We start from the raw sequence: 19,646 nt of genomic DNA on the forward strand, positions 1-19,646 counted from the left end.
AATGAACAGTTCGGCATATAAGGCTTGGCTGAATTACTTTCCGATTGAGGATAGGCAAAAGAAAAAAGCCTATAGCGACATTTTAGGCCAAACTATTGCTGCGGATAAACGTTCCGTCGTTATGGAAACCGCCGTAAAGGAGCTCCAGCATGGCATCCAAGCTTTGCTTGGCATCGATGCGTGCATCATGGAGAGGCCTGAGGATGGTGGCCGCGTTCAACTAGCGGTTTACTCGGAAGAGGAAGGCCCAGGGGAATGGAAGCAGGGGAAAGAAGGATATACGCTGCGTTACCGGCAAGAAAGCGGCTATGGCGCAATAATGGTTACCGGAGGCTCGGATGCCGGCATATTATACGGCGTGTTCCATTTGCTTCGGCTAGTAGGCGCAGGAGAGCCTTTAGAGGAACTGAATGTGAATGAATCACCAAGAAACGATTTGCGGATGATTAACCAATGGGATAATGCAGACGGCACCATCGAGAGAGGGTACGCGGGGCGTTCGATTTTTTATCGGAACGGCGGCATCACCTCTGAATTGCAGCGTATTAGGGATTATGCGCGTTTGCTGGCCTCCGCCGGTCTCAACGCCATCTCTATTAACAATGTGAATGTTCATGCGCTGGAGACCAGGTTCATAACGGAAGAGCTGCTTCCGTCCATTGCGCTCTTCGCGGATGCGTTCCGGGAATACGGTATCACTTTATTCCTGAGCGTGAATTTTGCGGCGCCGCTGCAATTGGGGGACCTGCCGACAGCAGATCCGCTGGATAGCGACGTGCAAAGTTGGTGGAAGGAAACGGCTGACCGGATTTATAGGTTCATTCCTGATTTCGGAGGCTTTGTCGTGAAGGCGGACTCCGAGCATCGGCCAGGTCCGTTCGCCTACGGCCGCGATCATGCGGACGGGGCAAACATGCTGGCTGATGCGCTTGCAAGCCATGGCGGAATCGTGATCTGGCGCTGCTTCGTTTATGATTGCATGCAGGATTGGCGTGACCGGAAGACCGACCGCGCTCGTGCGGCATATGATCATTTCAAACCGTTAGACGGCCGTTTTCGGCGAAATGTATTGCTGCAAATTAAGAATGGACCGATGGACTTTCAGGTTCGGGAGCCTGTCTCCCCTTTATTCGGCGCTATGAAACAAACCAATCAAATCCTGGAGTTTCAGATAACCCAAGAGTATACAGGCCAGCAGCGGCATCTATGTTATCTGGTACCGCAATGGAAGCAGGTACTCGATTTCGATACGCATGCGGAAGGTTCGGGTACTGAGGTGAAACGGATCGTAGATGGATCGCTATACGGGATGACGTTTAGCGGCATTGCCGCCGTATCGAATATCGGGGATGAGGAAAGCTGGACGGGACATATTCTTGCTCAGGCTAATCTGTACGGGTATGGCCGCCTAATCTGGAATCCGGATTTAACGGCCGAGGAAATTGGCGTGGAGTGGACCATCGCAACGTTTGGAAACGATCCCGAAGTCGTAACGGGGATCGGCCGGATGCTGATGTTGTCGTGGCCGATTTACGAAGGTTACACGGCGCCGCTTGGCGTCGGCTGGATGGTCGCGCCTAACCATCACTACGGTCCGGATGTAGACGGCTACGAGTACTCAAGGTGGGGAACCTATCATTTTGCGGATCGGGACGGTATCGGCGTTAACCGGACGCAGACGAGTGGCACGGGATATACATCGCAGTACGCTGAGCCGAACGCAGCTCTGTATGACAGCTTGAAAACCTGTCCGGACGAGCTTCTGCTGTTTTTTCACCATGTACCCTATACCCATAAGCTCCAATCTGGAAAAACGGTAATTCAACATATTTATGATATACATTTCTGGGGCGCGGAGGAAGCGGACAGGCTGCAGCAGCAATGGGCTGGCCTCTCCAGCAAAATCGACGAAGCCAGATTTGCCCCTATTGCTGAGCGTTTGGCTGTCCAGGCCGAACATGCTAGAAATTGGCGTGATATTATTAATACGTATTTCTATCGTAAATCAGGTATTTCTGACGTGGAAGGTCGAGTCATTTATTAGTGTTCAAGGAAAATAAGGGACTATACGGATCCCAATAATAGAAACAGCGGCAGCCAGGACGAGATAATAAAGTCCGAGGCTGCCGCTGTTTTATTGAGCAATAGTTATCCGTTAGCTCAACGAAGCTGCCGTTCTATGCCGGCAGCCTCGTTCTGGTGATTTTAAGCAATAGTTCCTCGTTTCAATGGACGCTTTCTTTATCACAACGAATAACGAATCTACTTACACAGCTCACCAACAAATTTAGGCAGTACAAAGGAAGCCTTATGCAATTTAGGTGTATAATACTTCGTATCCAATTCGAAGAAACGATCTTGGCTCACATTGAGTGGATCATGTGTCTTCGATCCCAACGTGAACGTCCATAACCCGCTAGGGTAAGTTGGGATGTTACAAGTATATAAACGTGTGACAGGGAAAATTTCTTTTGAATCCTGGATAGCTGTGCGAATCAAATCAGCTTTAAACCAAGGGTTATCCGTCTGAGCTACAAAAATGCCGTCCTTTTTAAGCGCTTTTGCAATGCCTGCATAAAAACCCTTTGTAAATAAGTGAGCTGCTGGTCCTACTGGCTCAGTAGAATCCACCAAAATGATATCGTATTCATCCATACTTTCTAATATGTGCATAAAGCCATCGCCAATGATTAGTTTGGCCTTTGGATGCCCATAAGCAGAGGCTATATGGGGAAGATGCTGTTTGGAGTGCTCCACTACTTTGCCATCAATTTCAACTTGTACAACCTGCTCCACACTTGGGTGCTTTAACACTTCACGAATTGTTCCACCGTCTCCGCCTCCTACTACAAGGACTTTCTTTGGATTATTGTGAGTAAAGAGGGGGACATGAACAATCATTTCATGGTATACAAATTCATCCCTCTCTGTAGTCATGACCATATTATCTAGAAGAAGCATGTTGCCAAACTCTTCTGTTTCAATAAGATCTAGTTGTTGAAAAGGTGTTTGTTCCGAATACAGAGATTTTTTGACTTTAGCTGTGATTCCAAATGAGTTCGTTTGCTTTTCTGTAAACCATAATTCCATTTGAAATACCTCCTGATAATTTAATATTTTTAATTGATTAAGTTACTTATCTCCTGATTAAGAGATGAGTTTAAGCCCCACAGCAGCAGCTAAAACCATGGCAATGAATAGAGCACGACGCCATTCTTTAGATTCACCGAATAAAAACATGCCAACTAATGCGCCTCCAACAGTACCAATCCCCGTCCATATCGCATAAGCCGTACCCATAGGTAGGCTTCTCATTGAATAACTCAAACATATGAAGCTAAGAATGATCGCCCCGGAAAAGAGTAGATAAGCTTTTACGATATTGTCACGTTTAATCCGGTTCATCCCGAGCACAGCTACTATTTCAAATAGACCAGCGAAAATTAACGATAACCAAGCCATTATTCCGATACCTCCTTGGATTTAGATGATCCGCCGACCAATTTCAATCCCAATACACCTGCTAAAAGCAACGCGATCAGTAGGAGTTTTGTTAATTTAACTGGTTCATCGAACAAGATCATTTCGGAAAGTACGGTCCCAGCCGTCCCAAGTCCTGTAAATACTGCATAAACAGTACCAACAGGTAATTTAGTGGATGCAACGATGATTAGATAAAACGAAATGACAACGGCGAAAATTGTCCCTAACCATGTAATAATATCATCTGCGTGCTTAAAGCCGATGACCCACATAACTTCAAACAACGCACCAATAATGATGAAAATCCAACTACGATTCATATCTGTTCCTCCTCTAGATGGTTCTTACTCCCCGCCAAAAAACATGCCAAGTTGCCTCAAGTCTTTTCATTAAATGGTCTTGATCCCCATAAAGCATCTCAACAAATATACTGTCAAGAACTGCCATATACGCGCCTGTCGCATGTTCAACTGATACATCCAAATGGATTAATCCATTTTGGTTTGCGGATTGAAAGAAAACTTTGGCTAATTCAGCCATTTTATCGATATAAAACAAGCTTAATTTCATCGACTCTTGTTGCAAATGTACGGGTGGGAAAAAAGACATTCGCAAAAAAAACTTCGTGTCTACCTCTTTCTCGTATCGTTTCTTGTACTCAATCAAGAAACCATATAACTGTTCTTCCAGTGACGATAAACGGTTAGGCTTTAGATATTCTTCAACAAATTGTAGCTCTCGCGTCGCAACATCCTGATATACAGCCATGAATAAATCATCTTTTCCTTTAAAATGATTATAAATAGACGGTTTTTTAATCCCTACATCAGTAGCGATATCTGTGAGAGAGGCACCCTCGAACCCATTTTTTGCAAAATGGCGAAGTGCAATATTCATAATTTTTTGTGCAGTCATCGAAATCCTCCTTAAACTAACTACCGGTCGTTAGTTTGATTAACGATTGTTAGTTTATCATAGAGATGGTCATAGTTCAATTAATTTTTCACATTTTGACAAGAGAAATCCCATCCAGATTGTACATCTACCATGAAGTCTTAATGGAACTAACCTGCCCGTTAGCTTAATAAAGAAAGGGAGCAGTTGCCGTAGCAAACTGCTCCTTGTTTGTTCAACAATAGTACCCCGTTAGCGTAATAAAGGGAAACAAAAACTTCTTCAGTATAGAAGTTCCTTTTGATATCTGATTTGACTTAGTTCTCTACCTCTTAAGATTATCCTTTCTGTTCCGTCGCGCATAAATCCCTGTTTTTCATAAAACATGATAGCATTTTTATTTTCTTTTAATACCCATAATACTGCCGTGCTATATCCAAGATCTTTTAATCTCTCTAATCCCCAGTTCAACAACTGACTTCCAAGTCCAATAGCCCTAAAGTTTTGAAGAAGGTATATCGCAGATATTTCACCACTGAATTTTTGCAAATCATTGTCACTGCAGGCTTTTAGCATCAAACAGCCAACAGCTTTATTGTTAACTAGAGTAATTGCTATATGTTCGGTACCTTGAATAAGAGAATTATAAAAGTACCTTTCTCTTGAGATGGGTGTATACTGATTGAGAAATTCATCGGGCAGTACACCTTTATACGCATTTCGATAAGATTCTGAATGGACAAGACCCAAATCCCTAGCATCTTCTAACTTAGCCCAACGTATTTCAGTCATAAGAAAAAGCCCCTTAGTATAGACATTCCCAACTTTATTCGATAAATCTTTACTCACACCTTTTTTTAACTATGCTGCTCGTTTGCTTAATGACGAGCCGTCAGTCTAATACTTTATTTTTTTTCTACAATTAGGAGACCGGTGTATCGCGAGTAATGACGGACCGCAGACAGTTTCTGTTCAGATGATGAAAAGGTGCTGAGCCGCTCCCCTGTGCTATTGCAGGATAGCGGCTTGTTCATTTGGCTGTGCAGGATTGACTGCTTATAACAGCTAGATACTTCGTTTTAATTTAATGTCAAAATCAGGGCTCGTCACATACTCCATATAGCTAGCGCTTCCACCAAAATCCAAATAAGCTTGGTAGCGGGTACGGATGGCAGGCGCTGTAATCGCTTCGAGTGCCATGGCCTTATCAAACCATCTGCTTTCCGACGTTTCCTCGGAGATGCATAATTGTCCGCCTACCGCCCTGCACGAGAAGTCCAGCATGACTTTGGTTGGAATTTCGGTTACTCCATCATGCCAGGTATAGGTTCCTGTATTGGAATAAATGCCTATTAAGCACAAAACAGCGGTGTCTATTCCGCTTTCCTCTTTTATTTCCCGCATGAGTGCATTCATTAAATTCTCTCCTGCTTCCACCTGCCCACCCGGAAATACCCATCCGCCATGTTGAGTCTTCACCAAAAGAACTTGTCCTTGCTCATTTTCCACGATACCGCCTACTGCTACAATGTGGGTTGGCATGGGCATGCATATAACCTCCGCATACAAATAAAATGGTGTAATTGACTTAAAGTTCCATTCCTATTTTATCACGTGATTCGTTAGGTTTGAAGATTGCCTTCGCATTCCGTGGGCAATTGCAACATTTACAAATTTGTAAACGTTTGTGATTATGAAGTGAGGATATAAGACAGATAAAGGCACGGAATATAGGTTATCCGGCTGCAGCGGGACAGAAGCAGACCAATCAACCATTTGCTTGCTCATTCCGTAAGGCAGTGAAACCGCGAAAGCCCAAAAAACGAAAGCATTAAGGAGTGGTGATTTGGGATTTAAATGCAAAACAGGCATGCATGCCGCTGTAATCAAACTTAATCTGCTATGCATTGTTTTTGTAATGATAAGTGCTTGCAGCAAATCGGAGAAGGTGGAGCATATCGAAGTTTTTGCCACAGAAACGAGCGAGCAGAATGAAGAAGGCATGTTTGTGCGAACAGGATATAAGAAAGTCAATTCCATCACGATTGTCGTTGAAGGCAAAAATTATATTAAATCCGATATCAAAATGATCGAGGACACTTATGATTTAGAGGGGAATTTCATTAAGTCTGAAATCATACTCTCCGATGCAAACAGGTCCAATATTATGATGACCGAAGATGGCGATCAAACCAAAACCGAGCTGACGAAGCCATCAACCATACTCATACCCGATGAAAATTACGAGGGCTTGAAATCCATTAAGCTGACAGCAGAACAGAAAGTTCAAGTAAAGGAACATGTATTATCGTTTGTGGATTGATTGCCAGACTGTTCCTTGAGGGAAAGGAGGCACTATGAAACGTGTTGTCCTAATCTTCATCATGTTCATGATAATCCTATCATCATGCAGCGGTCCTAATGGGGGAAAGAAGGCAGAAAATGCGGTGGACCCCGTCCTTTTGAAAAAAATGACTGAGCCTAATCCGGTGCATAAAGACGAGCTTTTTGAGATGAGCTTAAACATCGATAAGACCACTTTTGCAAAGGGTGAACCGATCGTCTATTCCGCTTCATTGACTTATATTGGCGATAACGAATCGATAACGGTCTGGGGACCGCGAACGAATGTCGTGTTTTATTTAACGGACGGCAAAAAGCTGGAAATGGAAGGAGCCAATACAACAGAGCTGACGCCAACCGTATTTGTAAAGGGAGAAAAATACGAATATCCTTTTCAGAAAAGCGGCGGTTACTCGAACGACGGTCCCGACGCAAAGTTTTGGAAGGAATTTTACGGCGAGAAGGATTTGCTGCTGCCAAGCGGAACGTATTATATTGCCGCACACTGTGATTTTTCCTTAGACAAGTTGGTCGTGGACAGCCGTTACGACGTCTCCGTTCATACAACCGTTACGGTGGAGTAAAGAAAGGGGGGAACAAGCAAGCAGATGACAAATCTCTATTTGGTGCGGCATGCGCACTCCGTCTATACGCTGGACGAATTAACGAGGCCTTTATCGGAGCAGGGTTTAAATGATGCAAAAACAATTACTGACACGCTAAAGGCAATGAAAATAGACGTTGTCATTTCTAGTCCCTATAAACGAGCGATTCAAACCGTGGAAGGCATTGCAGCATACATTAGCGGAGCTATCCTTATTGAGGATGATTTTAAGGAACGGCTGCTTTCGGGCCAACCTGTGGAGGATTTTCAGGCTGCTATCGAGAAAGTTTGGGAGGACAGCAGCTTTGCATGGGAGGGCGGAGAATCGAATGTGATTGCTCAGAAACGCGGAGCGGAAGCAGTCATGCAGGTGCTCAAAAAACATCCTAACAAAAACATCGTAATCGGCACGCACGGGAATCTGCTGGCATTAATCCTGAATTCTTTTGATCAAAGCTATGGCTTCGATTTCTGGAAACAGCTCGATATGCCGGATATTTATAGGCTGGCTTTCGACGGCGCCGGTCTAAAATCAGTTAGCAGGGTTTGGAGCAGAATTAACCAGCCGCGGTAACGCTATGCATTCATGCTAAAATAGCAATGCTCATCATAGGGGGTGACGGAGATGTTCGATCCAAAGGTCTTCTTCTATTAGTTATATCGGTATAGTGGCTTGATGCCATAATCTAACCCGGTATAACGGGGATGAAGATGTTTATTCAGGAAGAAATCACGTTGTGGGAAAATGAGCAAAACGTTAAGCCTGTTTTTGCGAAGAAGCACTACGACCCAAGAAGAAGCAAGACCCGGGAATACCGGAAGGGAATCAAGAGTGTTCATTATAACAAAGAATGTACCGAAGCAAGAAGAGATGACAATCGTAAATACAGAGTTCAAATGAAACGCTTGATGCGCAGCGAGAAGTATGAATTATTACATGGCTATCAACGTACAGGCGGCCGGATTACTTGGTAAGCTGCAGCTTGGATAGGGAGAAGGAGGAGACCAATGTCTCCTCCTTCTTGCGTTTTTAGTACCCGGCATGAGCTCATCAAGAAAAAGCGGCTCGATAAATGGAAGGCAGAAGCGGAGTGGGATGATCGTTCTGGAGAAACGAGGGTTCGCCTTTGCAGTCGGATTATTAAAAGTACTTTTTATGTTCGTAAATGTGTGATATTATAAAAACGAACATTAACAAACGTACGCGTGGTTTGCAGAGCAAGCTGCGCCAAAAAACTTTAGGAGGCTTTTATTCAATGGAAGTACGCCACACAACAAACCCTACCGATGTGAAGCAATATGATACGGAACGTCTGCGCAGCGAGTTTTTGATCGAGAGCCTGTTCGTACAGGATCAAATCAAGATGACATATACCCATTATGACCGCATGGTAGTTGGCGGTGCATTGCCTGTGAACGAAACGTTTGAGCTGGAAGATGCGGCCACGTTGAAAACTGAATATTTCTTGGAGCGCCGCGAGATTGGTTTCCTTAACATTGGCGGACCTGCTTCGATTTCTGTTGACGGAGAAGTTTACGAGCTTAGCAAGCTTGATGTGCTTTATGTTGGAAAAGGCAAACGCCAAGTTCTGCTGTCCAGCGTTGACAAAGAAAACCCGGCGAAGCTTTATTTCTGCTCCGCGCTGGCGCATGCTGAAATCGCAACACGCAAGATGACGATGGAGGAAGCGAATCCGACTCATCTTGGGTCGCAGGAAACTTCAAATGAACGTGTTCTCTACAAATACATTCATGCGGACGGCATTCAAAGCTGCCAGCTTATGCTGGGCGTAACAAGCCTAAAAACGGGAAGCGTTTGGAACACAATGCCTTCTCATGTGCATGATCGGCGCATGGAAGCGTATCTATACTTCGATATGAATGCAGATGCACGCGTATTTCATATGATGGGGGAGCCTTCGCAAACCAGACATTTGGTTGTGGCGAACGAGCAAGCGATTATTTCACCTCCTTGGTCCATTCACTCCGGCGTCGGAACGAGCAATTATACGTTCTGCTGGTCGATGGCAGGAGAAAACTATACCTTCACAGACATGGACGCGGTACCTGCAAGCGAGCTAAAATAGAAGCAATCGCTACAGGAGGTGCACCATGCTTGCTGCTGAACGGCATCGGAAAATTATTGAGAAACTAGAGCAGCTTGGGGCAGTTAAAGTATCTGAGCTGAGTGAACAGTTTGGCGTCACGGAAAAAACGGTTCGCGAGGATTTGGAGAAGCTCGAGGAGAAGGGACTGCTGAAGCGTACACATGGCGGGGCTGTGGTAGAGCAAGAAGGCGAAGACAGCCTTTACCCGCTGCAATTCCCTAACAGCAAGCATCAACAGGAAAAAGCAGCCATTGCCGCGCTTGCGCTTTCCTGCATCGAGGATAACGATATCATCGCGCTTGATGCGGGCAGCACTACGCTTGAGATGGCGAAGAAGCTCCCCAATATGCCTGTCACCGTGCTTACGAATGACCTGCTCATTATTCGAGAGCTGACCTTAAAGGACCAGGTAAGGCTTGTGATTCCAGGCGGTTATCGCCATAATAACCTGCTTATTGGGGCAGAGTCACAGGAATGGATTAAACGCTTGAATGTCCATAAGCTTTTTTTATCAACGACGGGTATTCATTTGGAATATGGGCTGACGATATTTACGGAAGAATTATCGAAGCTGAAGACGCTTTACATGGATAACGCGAAAACCGTGTATTGCTTGGCCGACCATAGCAAGTTCGACAAGGGCGCTTTGATTACTTTTGCTGGTCTGGATGAGATTGATTGCATCATTACAGATGATGGCATTGCTCCAGAGGTCGCAGCTAAATATGAGGCGCTTCATATAAAAATGATGAAGGCGCAGCTTCCGGAAAGCGGGAGGCGTACGAGAGGGAGGACTTAAACCGATGGGTTTGTTCGATTTAACAGGAAAAACGGCTGTCGTAACAGGTGCCGGCCGCGGCCTTGGAGCAGCGGTAGCACTTGGGTTAGCGGATGCAGGCGCTGATGTGGCGCTTGTCACCAATAGCACGCCTGCTGACAAGACAGCTGACGCCGTGCGGGCATTAGGACGCAAAGCCATTACCATAGAAGCCGATGTTTCTGATCGCGCGAAGCTGGCGGGCATCATTGATCGGACAGTGAACGAGCTGGGACGGATCGATATTTTGGTCAATAACGCGGGCATCATTCGACGTACGCCGGCCGCAGAGCACAGCTATGAGGATTGGCAGGCTGTAATAGATGTTAATTTGAACTCGGTATTTGTGCTGTCTCAGCTTGCAGGCAAGCATATGATCGAGCAGGGCTCAGGCAAAATTATTAATATCGCGTCGATGCTCTCCTATCAGGGAGGTATTAACGTTCCAGGCTACACTTCCAGCAAGCATGCGGTTGCAGGGCTTACCAAAGCGCTTGCAAGCGAATGGGCGAGCAAAGGCTTACAGGTAAACGCGATTGCTCCAGGCTATATGAGCACGGATAATACGGAAGCGCTTCGCGAGGATCCCGTACGCAGCACCCAAATTTTGCAGCGCATTCCAGCTGGACGCTGGGGCTCCTCGGAGGATTTGATTGGGCCGGCAGTCTTTTTAGCTTCTTCGGCTTCTGATTACATGAACGGCCATATTCTCGCCGTTGATGGCGGATGGTTGGTAAGGTAATAAGGCAATAAATGCGTAAAGGCTCTCCCTATGCAGCTGCGGCTGTAATAAAGGAGGGCCTTTTTGTTGCGAATGCCGAACGGTTCCCGAAAACTGCTGAAAAAAGTTAGAAAGTCCAGAACGAGAATGACTGTTCTGGACTTTCTATTTGTACAAACTCTTTTTGCTAACTAATCCAAAGAGACATAGGAGACAGAACGTTGACGCAAAACAGATTCTTCATGATCGATGCTGTACGGGGGCGATTCGGCAGATTGGGCTAGCGCATGGTTGACAGCTGTAACGAACAAGTGGAGAGCACGGCCATCCTGATCCGATTTGTCGTATTGATACTGGTCAAGAGGCGGAAGAGGGATGCTGCCGATAAAACTTTGAAGCAGATCGCTCCATCTGTCTAAGTCAACGGCCTCTTCTGTATCGCTGGCAAACAGCTCACTCCAGCCAAAGCCTTGATTGCTCGTTAATCGAAGACATATGCGGTGGCCTGCAGAATCGACGGCGAGAGCAGGAATAACGAAAAGCTCGATTCGGGTGACGGATAAATGAGGAGTCTGTTCCGTGAAATGATGCAGATGATTTGCACAATTTGTCAACATAAATAAATCTCTCCTTTGTTCGCTTACGAGGTTAGCTGTCGGATTCGGGCTAGAGAGAATGCCCTGCCAGGGTTACAAATCCCTGGATTCACCCCTTGCGTACGATTGGAATCGTTCGCGTTGGTTCCCCCGCTTTTTCATTCGAAAAATTCAGCGTGAATAATGTACTCTTCATTATAACCCTCAATTGCATATCTGTAAATCTTGTACAATTAAATAGGGATACGTACAAGGTAGCTTGGACAGGCTTTAGAATCCTGTAAAGTAAAAAAAGGAATATCACGAAGCGGCACGTAGTCATCCGCTATCGTGATATTCCTTTTGTCCGGAACGTTCCCGTTACGCCTCTGCTATCTCTATCCAGTCCTGCGACCATACTTGTATTTCACGGATGATCGGCTCCAGCGCGCGGCCCTTCTCCGTTAATGAATATTCTATGCGAACGGGTATTTCGGGATAAACATGCCTGTCGACAATACCTTCGTTTTCTAAATCCTTGAAACGTTCAGACAATAGTCTTCCGCTGATTGGCAATGCGGATTGGACAGCGCAGAAGCGCTGCGGTCCGGACAGAAGCTGGAATATGATTAGGCCGGTCCAACGTCTGCTAATAATGTCCATTCCCCTCTGGAAACGGGGACAAAGGTTAGATTGATCCATGAGTATCACCTCTTTTATCTTGCAATAAGTATAACCTCAATATCTTATTTATACAAGCACACCTGAATATTGTTAATTACTTGACTATCCTTAGTTATAAAATTATAATTAGTTACGAATAGTAAGCGAAAATAAGGAGGTACCGCCATGAAACCATTATTTTTAGCACATGGATCACCGATGCTCGCTGTCGAGCAGAATGAATATAGCAAATTTCTTCAACAAACGGGAGCAAGCCTGAAACCGGATGCCATCGTTATTTTTACAGCACATTGGGAGACAGAGACGGTTACCATCTCCTCCAAGGATGATGAATACGAAACGATATATGATTTCTACGGTTTTCCCGATGAGCTTTACAAGGTTAAATATCCGGCCAAAGGCTCCACAAAGGCAGCGGAGCTAGTTGGCCATCTGCTGAGCGAAAATCATATCCCGGTAGCATATGATACGTCAAGAGGACTCGACCATGGTTCATGGACGATGCTGAAGCATATGTTTCCAAAGGCAGATATCCCGGTCGTACAGGTTTCCGTTAACCCTTATCGCTCAGCGGAGGAGCAGTTCCGAATCGGCGAGGCGCTGCGCGGCCTGAGCGATCAAAATATTTTGCTCATCGGAAGCGGCGTGACCGTTCATAACCTTCGGGCGGTGAAATGGGGACAGAAAGAGCCGGAGAGCTGGGCAGTCGAATTTGACGAGTGGCTAATAGAGAAAATGAATAAGCATGATATAAATTCTCTATTTCGGTATGAAGAGCTGGCTCCACATGCTAAAATGGCAGTACCTCGGGCAGAGCATTTCGTTCCTTTATATATAGCACTTGGAAGCGGAGATCCGGGCGCGGTCCCGCAGGTTATCTATAGAAGCTATGAATTCGGCACATTGAGCTACTTATCTATGCGATTTTAATCCTATATCCATTTAGAAAAGGTGAACTAATATGATCAAACCCCATATCGCAGCACTAATAAAAGATAAACTAAAACGCACGCAAGCCGGAAATGACGATATCTACGTCATTGGCCCGGTCAAGCTGCCAGTAGAGCTGGACGGAGAGACAAAAACGTTTCATTGGTACAGCTGGCTTCGCAAGGAAGCAGGCGAGGAAATGTCTCCCGAACAGCTGGTCGAGGATTTGAACCGCTTCTCTTATGCGGATCTCCAGCAATCGAGCGTTCTCGTCTACGGCGATTTTGATAACAATGAAGACGCGCTTATCCGAATGCACAGTATTTGCCATACAGGGGATATCTTCGGAAGCGCAAGATGCGATTGCGGCTATCAGTTGAAGCAATCCATGCGTATTATTACCGAGCACGGAACAGGAGCGCTGTTTTATTTGGCCAACCATGAAGGACGCGGAATCGGCTTGTTCAGCAAAGCGATTGCCTATTTGCTGCAGGAGGATGGCCTTGATACGGTTGATGCCAATATCGAGCTGGGCTTCGCGGATGACGCGCGTGATTACAGCGACGCCATTGCCGTACTTAAGCTGCTGCGCGATTTGCCAGTATCGATCATTACCAATAATCCGCGTAAAGTGGACGCACTGCGCAAATCAGGTATGAACGTAGCGGGCAGAGTGCCGCTATGGGGCAATTCCTCAGTCTACAACGAGAAATACATTCAAACGAAAATGAATCGATCGGGTCATTTTGGTCAAGAGCCTCAGACCCTCGTTAAATAGGAAGAAAAAGAAAAACTGTGCTAAGGTTGCTTTCGGTAACCTTGGCACAGTTTTTTTTCGAAAACATTTTGCGCTGCCGTTACGTCTACTACATAGCAGGTCATAAATCAAATGTAAGGAGAGGATGGATGAATGATGCAAAAGGATGGTCATACTAGGTTTAACAAATGGCGTGTGATAACTTCTGTTCTAGCCGTTATCGGTTTATTAGCAATGACTGGATGCAGCAAAAGCAATCCGTCTGAATCCGTAAAGTCTGACATCCAAGTGACGGATGACGGCGGAAGCGAGCAAGGAATCCAGGAGGACCAGCAAGCATTGCTTTCCGAGTTTAAGCTTGTGGCGAAGGAAGCGGCTGATGCATCTGCACTTGTCACTTTTATGGTCGAAAATATGGCAAAGGCTGATCAATCGACGGCCGACACGATGCTGCGCGGCTTGCATGATTATTATGAGACGCATTTGGAAGCGGCACAAACCGACTTTTTTGCTTCGAATGTGCAAGAGGTGCTGACAGCGGAAGCATGGCCGATTTCGAAAGAGAGCGCTGCTGCCATAAAAGATGAAAAGGTGGTAGCTCTTGTGCAAAGAGCCTACGCCGGCGGATATAAATTAGAAACGGTAGAAGGAACCATCTATCCTATCGTTGACTACAGTAATCAGCTGCAGTACAGCAAGTCGCTGTCCGAGCAGATGAATGCTTACGTCCAGTTAATGGCCGAAGAATCGAATACAGCGGCTGCTAAAGACGGCGGACTCGTCATTACATGGGATGAGCTGGCTTCAAGGGCCTTGCTTGCCGAGAAGTTTATCGCAAATTATGCGGATTCTCCTGAGCGGGAGGAAGTTCAAAACAAATATGTAAACGGGTATTTAGCGATGTATATCAATGGTTTGCCCAATACCCTTATCTATGATTTGGAGACCTTTAAGCTGCTGGATGAAGTGAAGAGCAGCTACCAAGCGACAATCGCTAAAGCGCCGGAGTCGGCAACGGCCCGAATGACGAAGGAATTTCTGGAGATTCTCACGGAATCCGACGGACAAATCATTCAGCAGAAAGATGGCGAATTGACGGAACTGACGGCAATAAAACAGTTTCGCGAGGGATTGGCGAATAAAGCGGAAAAGCTTTTAAAATAGCCATAAAACGACAAAATTATTTTGCGTTCCGGGTCCTTTTCAAGTATGATGAAAAAAAATGAACTCATGTTCAAATTAAAGGAGTATCTACGCATGCAATCAAAAACGAGTCATTGTAAAATTGTTGACTGCACGATCCGCGATGGCGGTCTCGTAAATAACTGGGATTTTAGCGTCGAGTTCGTTCAGCATTTGTATCAAAGCCTGAACGAAGCCGGCGTCGATTATATGGAAATCGGCTACAAAAACTCGCCAAAACTTCTTAAAGGCGCTGAAAGTGCAGGCCCTTGGCGTTTCCTGAACGATGATTTCTTGAAAAAAGTGATTCCGAACAAAGGAAACACAAAGCTTTCCGCACTTGTTGATATCGGCCGTGTCGATGAGAACGACATTTTGCCGCGCAGCGAGAGCATGCTCGACTTGATCCGCGTTGCTTGTTACATCCAAGACGTGGATAAGGCGCTTGAGCTAGTTAAAGTGTTTCATGACCGCGGTTACGAAACAACGATCAACATCATGGCTCTTTCAAACGTAATGGAGAATCAGCTGATTGAAGCTTTCGAGCTAATCAACGAGAGCGTGGTTGACGTCGTGTACGTGGTAGACTCTTACGGCAGCTTGAAGCCGAACGACATGAGCTATCTTGTTGAGAAATTCCGTCAGCACCTGCCTAACAAACGCCTTGGCGTTCACGCTCATAACAATCTTCAGCTTGCTTTCGCCAATACACTGCTAGCTGCAGAAAAAGGCGTTGAGCTGCTTGATGCTTCTGTTTATGGCATGGGCCGCGCTGCGGGTAACTGCAATACGGAGCTGCTTGTAGCTGAGCTTCAAAACACGAAATACAATATTCGCCCCGTGCTCGACATGATCGAGAAGTTCATGATTCCCCTTCGCGAGAAGGAAGAATGGGGTTATATCATCCCTTACATGATCACGGGCATTTTGGACGAGCATCCTCGTTCTGCAATGGCGCTTCGTGATTCGGCTGACAAAGACAAAGGCGTGGAGTTCTACGACCGCCTTACGACGCCTGAGATCGCTCACAGCAAATAAAACAATTAAAAAGCTCCGTCAAGTCTCTAACAAGACTTGACGGAGCTTTTTTTGGTTGAACGAGGAACGAGGATTATTGCTCAAGCAGCTCGCCGTCACCACGTATGGCTGCGGCTTGATGCGGCTCGTTGGGATGGAAATAGCCTTTGCCGCGAAAGGTTTGGCCGGTGCTGGCTACAGCAGTCAGCTCGATTCCGATATCCTCGCTTCGGCCAAACCATGCTAATAGCTCACGGTCGCCGACGCCGTTAATATCGACGTACCACAAGCGATCTCCGTATTCGGTCACACGAACGAGCTCGGCTGAAGTGAAGGAAAGCCGTATGGTCTTCTGCTGATAGGTCATCTCAAATGCAAGTAAATCAAAGGTTTCCATGTTGAAGTCCTCCTGTATAGAAAGCTTAATGCAGTCGACCCTAGGACTCGCCGCATGTCTGTTAACGATTGTAATGTTACTTGCCTATTTATGCAACATTACATAGCCAATATTCGTCAGATTAGGAAATACAAAGATAAGGGGTTGAAGGTATGAAAGAGGGTCATTCGTTCAAAAGATTGCCTGGTCAGAGGAATGGTTTAGTAAGGATGGCATTTGTTCTGCTCGTCATGCTGCTTATGCTCAGCGCGTGCTCTTCCGCCTCAAACGATGCATCTAGAGATGCTTCAAACGGGGGAAACCGCGAAACGTCAAATAGGGCAAATTCAACAGAAAATTCAGCGCCTAAAGCAGAAACCAGCACAGGCCGAGATGAAAACAAATCCATAAGCGAGGAACCCCTTAGAGAAAAAGAAGGCGGCAAGCGCGGCTATCCGAATCCGGATAAGGATGTGCAAGCCGGCCAATTAACCGCAGGCGAATGGGATGATCTAGCCGCATGGGAGAGATTCGGCAATTTGCTGAATTCGCAAGAAGGGGATAACAGCAAGCGGGTTTGGCAGTTTTGGAATTTTCATAGGCTTGAGGTTGTTGTAACGGCAAACGGAAAAGCAGTGTCTGATGCGGGTGTGGAGCTGTTGGCCGGCGGGCAAACGGTTTGGCAGGCGCGAACGAACACCGAGGGCAAAGCCTTCGTATTTGCTGCGATGTTTGATCAAGATACAGTGAACTTAGGCAGGTATACCGTGAAAGTGCAGTCGGCTCAGGAAAGCAAAACGACGCAGCAGCTTGAAATTCCTCAGCAAGGCAGCATCAAGGTGGACTTAGGTAAAGGCGCAAAGCTATCTGATCAGGTTGACATCATGTTTGTCGTGGACACGACTGGATCAATGGAGGATGAGCTGAATTATTTGGAGGCAGAGCTAAAGGATGTCGTGAATCGTGTCTCCGATCAGCATGCCAATCAGCTCGGCATTCGAATCAGCGCAAACTTTTACAGGGATCGTTACGATGATTACATCGTAAAGCCGTATCCTTTCACGACGGATATCAATAAAGTAACGGATCAGTTCAGCAAGCAAAAGGCAGAGGGCGGCGGCGACTTTCCCGAGGCTGTCAATCAAGCGCTTCGCTATGCGCTGCACGAGCATGAATGGAGCGAGGAAGCGCGAGCACGGCTCCTTTTTTTAGTGCTCGACGCACCGCCTCATGACGAGGAGCAGGTCATTGACGAGATGAAGAAGCTGACCGGCGATGCCGCAGAGCAGGGGATACGGATTATCCCTGTAGCATCGAGCGGGGTAAGCATCGAGACGGAATATTTAATGCGCTTCATGGCGGCAGCCACGGGCGGCACGTATTTGTTTTTGACCGACGACAGTGGTATCGGGGGCGATCATTTGGAGCCGGCAGTCGGGGAATTTGAGGTAAAGCTGTTGAATGATTTGCTAGTTGAGGTTATTAACCGTTACGTACAGGAGTAAATCGTAAAATAGAGAAGGGCCATTCCCAAGCGGCAAGAGCTGCCGGAGGAATGGCCCTTTAATTCGTCAATAAAGCTTGCCTAGACGGTAAAGCACAGTGGAAAGCTTCAAGACGGCATGATTGTAGCAGTTTTGACGAAGCGGGAACGGATCTCCGAAGAAGGCGGGCAAAATAATGTTTAATGTCTTTTGCATTTTTTCGAAAAGCATCTGATGCACCTGTTCTTCGCTGAAAAATTGAGTCTCTCTGCCCTGGAGCCATTCAAAATAGGACACAATTACGCCGCCTGCATTTGCCAGTATATCCGGAACGATGATCGTCCCCTTAGCGGTCAGGGCCTCATCAGCCTCGCCCGTAACGGGCGCGTTAGCCCCTTCTACGATGATCCGGGCCTTGACCTGCTCTACATTGCCTTTGTGGACCTGCTCCTCCAGCGCGGCAAGGATGAGAACGTCGACATTCAAATATAGGACGTCCTCACGCCCGAGAATTTGTGCTTTGAGGTTAAGCTCGGACAGAGCGGCTTCCGTTGAAGGCAGATCCCCTTGATGCTGAAGCGCGTAATCAATCAAGGCGGGAACGGAAAGGCCGTCCGGATTATATAGCGTCACGTTGCGGTCGCTGACAGCGACTACTCTGTTTTGCAGATAAGAGCACTTGTATGCCTCCAGCGCGGCCACGGAGCCGACGTTGCCGAAGCCCTGTACGGCGATCGAAAGAGGCTTATCGGCAAGGGCGAGCGCAGTCTGCACGAAGGGATTCGTACTGCCTGCAAGCCAGCTGCTCTGCGCTTTAAGAAAATCATAAAGCATATAGCGGAAGGTGAAATACACGCCTTTGCCGGTCGCTTCCCTGCGGCCCAGCGATCCGCCGTTAATGACGCTTTTGCCAGTAAAGCTGCCGAGGTAAGGCTGCCCGGGATGAATGCTTTTGTATTCCGCCATCATCCAGTCCATTTCACGCTCGCCCGTCCCCATATCCGGAGCCGGAATGTCTTTGTCAGGGCCGAGCACGTCGCTGAAGTACTGTACATATTTTTTGCAAATAAGATAAAGCTCTTTGGCAGAATAAGAACGCGGATTGATGACGACTCCGCCTTTCCCGCCGCCGAAGGGAACCTCGTGCAAAGCGTTTTTCAACGTCATAAGCGCGGCGAGGTTCGTAACCTCCTCCTCGCTGACGGATTCATGAAATCGAATGCCGCCCTTATATGGCCCTAGAGTATCGTTATGCTGAATACGATAAGCCGGAATGCGCACGACATTGCCATTGTCGACGGTTATACGCAAAAAGGCTTTATGTACTTTATTGGGCGTGGAAAGAATGGCGGCGAGTGATAAAAAAGCCTGCTCGCGAGCTTGCTCCTGTAAATTCGGTAAAAAAGTGGAGTCTCCCATTAATGCGTTTAAGGATTGCTGTACGATGGCTCCTGTTTGGCTTGCCATAACTAAACGACCTCCTTCATCTTCAGGAATGAGATGTCTGCCATGCGAATAGACTCGTTTCGCATGTGAATTCTAACTGTAACATATTGGAACGCGTAAACCAAAAGCCGGCGGATTTTAATCGTCCATGCGAGACGGCTTAAGTGGAGCGATTACTCGCGTGCGGCTTGGCGTCGCGGCATTGGCTGAAGCTTAGCCGCTTAT

Annotated in this window: 23 protein-coding genes and 1 riboswitch; of the genes, 13 read left to right on the plus strand and 10 right to left on the minus strand. The window is 46.6% G+C overall.

Translation table 11 applies throughout. From position 1 onward, the window contains the following. Position 1 precedes the first annotated feature (1 nt). Complete coding sequence (locus RCO25_RS15400) at positions 2-2,044, plus strand: alpha-glucuronidase family glycosyl hydrolase (protein ID WP_308997026.1); 2,043 nt, start codon at positions 2-4, stop codon at positions 2,042-2,044. A 218-nt stretch (positions 2,045-2,262) separates the two neighbouring features. Here RCO25_RS15400 and speE read toward each other — a convergent pair whose 3' ends face one another. From speE to RCO25_RS15430, 6 genes are all read right to left on the minus strand, one after another. Then, positions 2,263-3,090 carry a polyamine aminopropyltransferase gene (speE, locus tag RCO25_RS15405; RefSeq protein ID WP_308997027.1) on the minus strand — a complete coding sequence of 276 codons (828 nt, stop codon included), beginning with the start codon at positions 3,088-3,090 and terminating at the stop codon, positions 2,263-2,265. Between the two features lie 57 nt (positions 3,091-3,147). Then, positions 3,148-3,462 (minus strand): DMT family transporter, encoded by a 315-nt coding sequence (locus RCO25_RS15410; protein ID WP_308997028.1) that lies wholly within the window; start codon positions 3,460-3,462, stop codon positions 3,148-3,150. After that, complete coding sequence (locus tag RCO25_RS15415) at positions 3,462-3,803, minus strand: DMT family transporter (protein WP_308997029.1); 342 nt, start codon at positions 3,801-3,803, stop codon at positions 3,462-3,464. Before RCO25_RS15415 ends, RCO25_RS15410 begins: the two co-directional genes overlap by 1 nt. Before the next feature lie 13 nt (positions 3,804-3,816). Continuing rightward, a complete protein-coding gene (locus RCO25_RS15420) occupies positions 3,817-4,398 on the minus strand; it encodes a TetR/AcrR family transcriptional regulator (protein WP_308997030.1) in 582 nt (193 codons plus the stop codon). A gap of 261 nt (positions 4,399-4,659) precedes the next feature. After that, positions 4,660-5,169: a GNAT family N-acetyltransferase gene (locus tag RCO25_RS15425; protein WP_308997031.1), complete on the minus strand. Its 510-nt coding sequence runs from the start codon at positions 5,167-5,169 to the stop codon at positions 4,660-4,662. Between the two features lie 273 nt (positions 5,170-5,442). Further along, a complete protein-coding gene (locus tag RCO25_RS15430; protein ID WP_308997032.1) occupies positions 5,443-5,925 on the minus strand; it encodes an NUDIX hydrolase in 483 nt (160 codons plus the stop codon). 298 nt (positions 5,926-6,223) lie between these two features. Between RCO25_RS15430 and RCO25_RS15435 the strand changes: the two genes are divergently transcribed. The 7 genes from RCO25_RS15435 to kduD all read left to right on the plus strand — a co-directional run bounded on the left by RCO25_RS15435 (position 6,224) and on the right by kduD (position 10,991). Next, positions 6,224-6,700, plus strand: a complete 477-nt coding sequence (locus tag RCO25_RS15435) for a hypothetical protein (protein ID WP_308997033.1) — start codon at positions 6,224-6,226, stop codon at positions 6,698-6,700. Between the two features lie 34 nt (positions 6,701-6,734). Then, entirely contained in the window at positions 6,735-7,304 is a 570-nt protein-coding gene (locus RCO25_RS15440) for a hypothetical protein (protein ID WP_308997034.1), read from the plus strand. 24 nt (positions 7,305-7,328) lie between these two features. Then, complete coding sequence (locus RCO25_RS15445) at positions 7,329-7,898, plus strand: histidine phosphatase family protein (protein ID WP_308997035.1); 570 nt, start codon at positions 7,329-7,331, stop codon at positions 7,896-7,898. 137 nt (positions 7,899-8,035) lie between these two features. Continuing rightward, a complete protein-coding gene (locus tag RCO25_RS15450) occupies positions 8,036-8,299 on the plus strand; it encodes a hypothetical protein (protein ID WP_308997036.1) in 264 nt (87 codons plus the stop codon). Between the two features lie 281 nt (positions 8,300-8,580). After that, a complete protein-coding gene (kduI, locus tag RCO25_RS15455; protein ID WP_308997037.1) occupies positions 8,581-9,411 on the plus strand; it encodes a 5-dehydro-4-deoxy-D-glucuronate isomerase in 831 nt (276 codons plus the stop codon). Between the two features lie 25 nt (positions 9,412-9,436). After that, positions 9,437-10,231: a DeoR/GlpR family DNA-binding transcription regulator gene (locus tag RCO25_RS15460; protein ID WP_308997038.1), complete on the plus strand. Its 795-nt coding sequence runs from the start codon at positions 9,437-9,439 to the stop codon at positions 10,229-10,231. A 4-nt stretch (positions 10,232-10,235) separates the two neighbouring features. Further along, a complete protein-coding gene (kduD, locus tag RCO25_RS15465) occupies positions 10,236-10,991 on the plus strand; it encodes a 2-dehydro-3-deoxy-D-gluconate 5-dehydrogenase KduD (protein WP_308997039.1) in 756 nt (251 codons plus the stop codon). 170 nt (positions 10,992-11,161) lie between these two features. Here the strand turns inward: kduD and RCO25_RS15470 are convergent, their stop codons facing one another. Then, positions 11,162-11,587 (minus strand): hypothetical protein, encoded by a 426-nt coding sequence (locus tag RCO25_RS15470; RefSeq protein WP_308997040.1) that lies wholly within the window; start codon positions 11,585-11,587, stop codon positions 11,162-11,164. Between the two features lie 5 nt (positions 11,588-11,592). Beyond that, positions 11,593-11,753, minus strand: a riboswitch (cyclic di-AMP (ydaO/yuaA leader). A 173-nt stretch (positions 11,754-11,926) separates the two neighbouring features. After that, on the minus strand, positions 11,927-12,247 hold the full coding sequence (locus RCO25_RS15475; RefSeq protein ID WP_308997041.1) for a winged helix-turn-helix transcriptional regulator: 321 nt from the start codon (positions 12,245-12,247) through the stop codon (positions 11,927-11,929). A gap of 147 nt (positions 12,248-12,394) precedes the next feature. Between RCO25_RS15475 and RCO25_RS15480 the strand changes: the two genes are divergently transcribed. The 4 genes from RCO25_RS15480 to RCO25_RS15495 all read left to right on the plus strand — a co-directional run bounded on the left by RCO25_RS15480 (position 12,395) and on the right by RCO25_RS15495 (position 16,136). Next, a complete protein-coding gene (locus RCO25_RS15480; protein WP_308997042.1) occupies positions 12,395-13,159 on the plus strand; it encodes a DODA-type extradiol aromatic ring-opening family dioxygenase in 765 nt (254 codons plus the stop codon). Positions 13,160-13,190: 31 nt separating this feature from the next. After that, on the plus strand, positions 13,191-13,937 hold the full coding sequence (locus tag RCO25_RS15485; RefSeq protein ID WP_308997043.1) for a GTP cyclohydrolase II: 747 nt from the start codon (positions 13,191-13,193) through the stop codon (positions 13,935-13,937). Positions 13,938-14,069: 132 nt separating this feature from the next. Then, positions 14,070-15,080, plus strand: a complete 1,011-nt coding sequence (locus RCO25_RS15490; protein WP_308997044.1) for a hypothetical protein — start codon at positions 14,070-14,072, stop codon at positions 15,078-15,080. Positions 15,081-15,173: 93 nt separating this feature from the next. Beyond that, positions 15,174-16,136 (plus strand): aldolase catalytic domain-containing protein, encoded by a 963-nt coding sequence (locus tag RCO25_RS15495; protein ID WP_308997045.1) that lies wholly within the window; start codon positions 15,174-15,176, stop codon positions 16,134-16,136. Between the two features lie 73 nt (positions 16,137-16,209). Here the strand turns inward: RCO25_RS15495 and RCO25_RS15500 are convergent, their stop codons facing one another. Continuing rightward, a complete protein-coding gene (locus RCO25_RS15500; protein ID WP_308997046.1) occupies positions 16,210-16,512 on the minus strand; it encodes a hypothetical protein in 303 nt (100 codons plus the stop codon). Positions 16,513-16,664: 152 nt separating this feature from the next. Between RCO25_RS15500 and RCO25_RS15505 the strand changes: the two genes are divergently transcribed. After that, the gene (locus RCO25_RS15505; protein ID WP_308997047.1) at positions 16,665-17,996 is read left to right on the plus strand and encodes a VWA domain-containing protein; all 1,332 of its coding nucleotides are present in this window, start codon (positions 16,665-16,667) and stop codon (positions 17,994-17,996) included. A 66-nt stretch (positions 17,997-18,062) separates the two neighbouring features. On the opposite strand, the gene RCO25_RS15510 is transcribed toward RCO25_RS15505, so the two are convergent. After that, positions 18,063-19,442: a Glu/Leu/Phe/Val family dehydrogenase gene (locus tag RCO25_RS15510; protein ID WP_308997048.1), complete on the minus strand. Its 1,380-nt coding sequence runs from the start codon at positions 19,440-19,442 to the stop codon at positions 18,063-18,065. Between the last annotated feature and the right edge of the window lie 204 nt (positions 19,443-19,646).

The sequence above is a fragment of the Paenibacillus sp. LHD-38 genome, from assembly GCF_031157315.1.
GTDB lineage: Bacteria > Bacillota > Bacilli > Paenibacillales > Paenibacillaceae > Pristimantibacillus.

Bases quoted from the DNA above. Each gene is read 5' to 3' on its own strand.
- RCO25_RS15410 (WP_308997028.1), bottom strand. From the start codon at position 3,462: ATGGCTTGGTTATCGTTAATTTTCGCTGGTCTATTTGAAATAGTAGCT.
- RCO25_RS15450 (WP_308997036.1), top strand. From the start codon at position 8,036: ATGTTTATTCAGGAAGAAATCACGTTGTGGGAAAATGAGCAAAACGTT.
- kduI (WP_308997037.1), top strand. From the start codon at position 8,581: ATGGAAGTACGCCACACAACAAACCCTACCGATGTGAAGCAATATGAT.
- RCO25_RS15505 (WP_308997047.1), top strand. From the start codon at position 16,665: ATGAAAGAGGGTCATTCGTTCAAAAGATTGCCTGGTCAGAGGAATGGT.
- RCO25_RS15415 (WP_308997029.1), bottom strand. From the start codon at position 3,803: ATGAATCGTAGTTGGATTTTCATCATTATTGGTGCGTTGTTTGAAGTT.
- RCO25_RS15440 (WP_308997034.1), top strand. From the start codon at position 6,735: ATGAAACGTGTTGTCCTAATCTTCATCATGTTCATGATAATCCTATCA.
- RCO25_RS15420 (WP_308997030.1), bottom strand. From the start codon at position 4,398: ATGACTGCACAAAAAATTATGAATATTGCACTTCGCCATTTTGCAAAA.
- kduD (WP_308997039.1), top strand. From the start codon at position 10,236: ATGGGTTTGTTCGATTTAACAGGAAAAACGGCTGTCGTAACAGGTGCC.
- RCO25_RS15470 (WP_308997040.1), bottom strand. From the start codon at position 11,587: ATGTTGACAAATTGTGCAAATCATCTGCATCATTTCACGGAACAGACT.
- RCO25_RS15425 (WP_308997031.1), bottom strand. From the start codon at position 5,169: ATGACTGAAATACGTTGGGCTAAGTTAGAAGATGCTAGGGATTTGGGT.
- RCO25_RS15495 (WP_308997045.1), top strand. From the start codon at position 15,174: ATGCAATCAAAAACGAGTCATTGTAAAATTGTTGACTGCACGATCCGC.
- RCO25_RS15475 (WP_308997041.1), bottom strand. From the start codon at position 12,247: ATGGATCAATCTAACCTTTGTCCCCGTTTCCAGAGGGGAATGGACATT.
- RCO25_RS15480 (WP_308997042.1), top strand. From the start codon at position 12,395: ATGAAACCATTATTTTTAGCACATGGATCACCGATGCTCGCTGTCGAG.
- RCO25_RS15430 (WP_308997032.1), bottom strand. From the start codon at position 5,925: ATGCCCATGCCAACCCACATTGTAGCAGTAGGCGGTATCGTGGAAAAT.
- speE (WP_308997027.1), bottom strand. From the start codon at position 3,090: ATGGAATTATGGTTTACAGAAAAGCAAACGAACTCATTTGGAATCACA.
- RCO25_RS15400 (WP_308997026.1), top strand. From the start codon at position 2: ATGAACAGTTCGGCATATAAGGCTTGGCTGAATTACTTTCCGATTGAG.
- RCO25_RS15485 (WP_308997043.1), top strand. From the start codon at position 13,191: ATGATCAAACCCCATATCGCAGCACTAATAAAAGATAAACTAAAACGC.
- RCO25_RS15445 (WP_308997035.1), top strand. From the start codon at position 7,329: ATGACAAATCTCTATTTGGTGCGGCATGCGCACTCCGTCTATACGCTG.
- RCO25_RS15460 (WP_308997038.1), top strand. From the start codon at position 9,437: ATGCTTGCTGCTGAACGGCATCGGAAAATTATTGAGAAACTAGAGCAG.
- RCO25_RS15510 (WP_308997048.1), bottom strand. From the start codon at position 19,442: ATGGCAAGCCAAACAGGAGCCATCGTACAGCAATCCTTAAACGCATTA.
- RCO25_RS15500 (WP_308997046.1), bottom strand. From the start codon at position 16,512: ATGGAAACCTTTGATTTACTTGCATTTGAGATGACCTATCAGCAGAAG.
- RCO25_RS15490 (WP_308997044.1), top strand. From the start codon at position 14,070: ATGATGCAAAAGGATGGTCATACTAGGTTTAACAAATGGCGTGTGATA.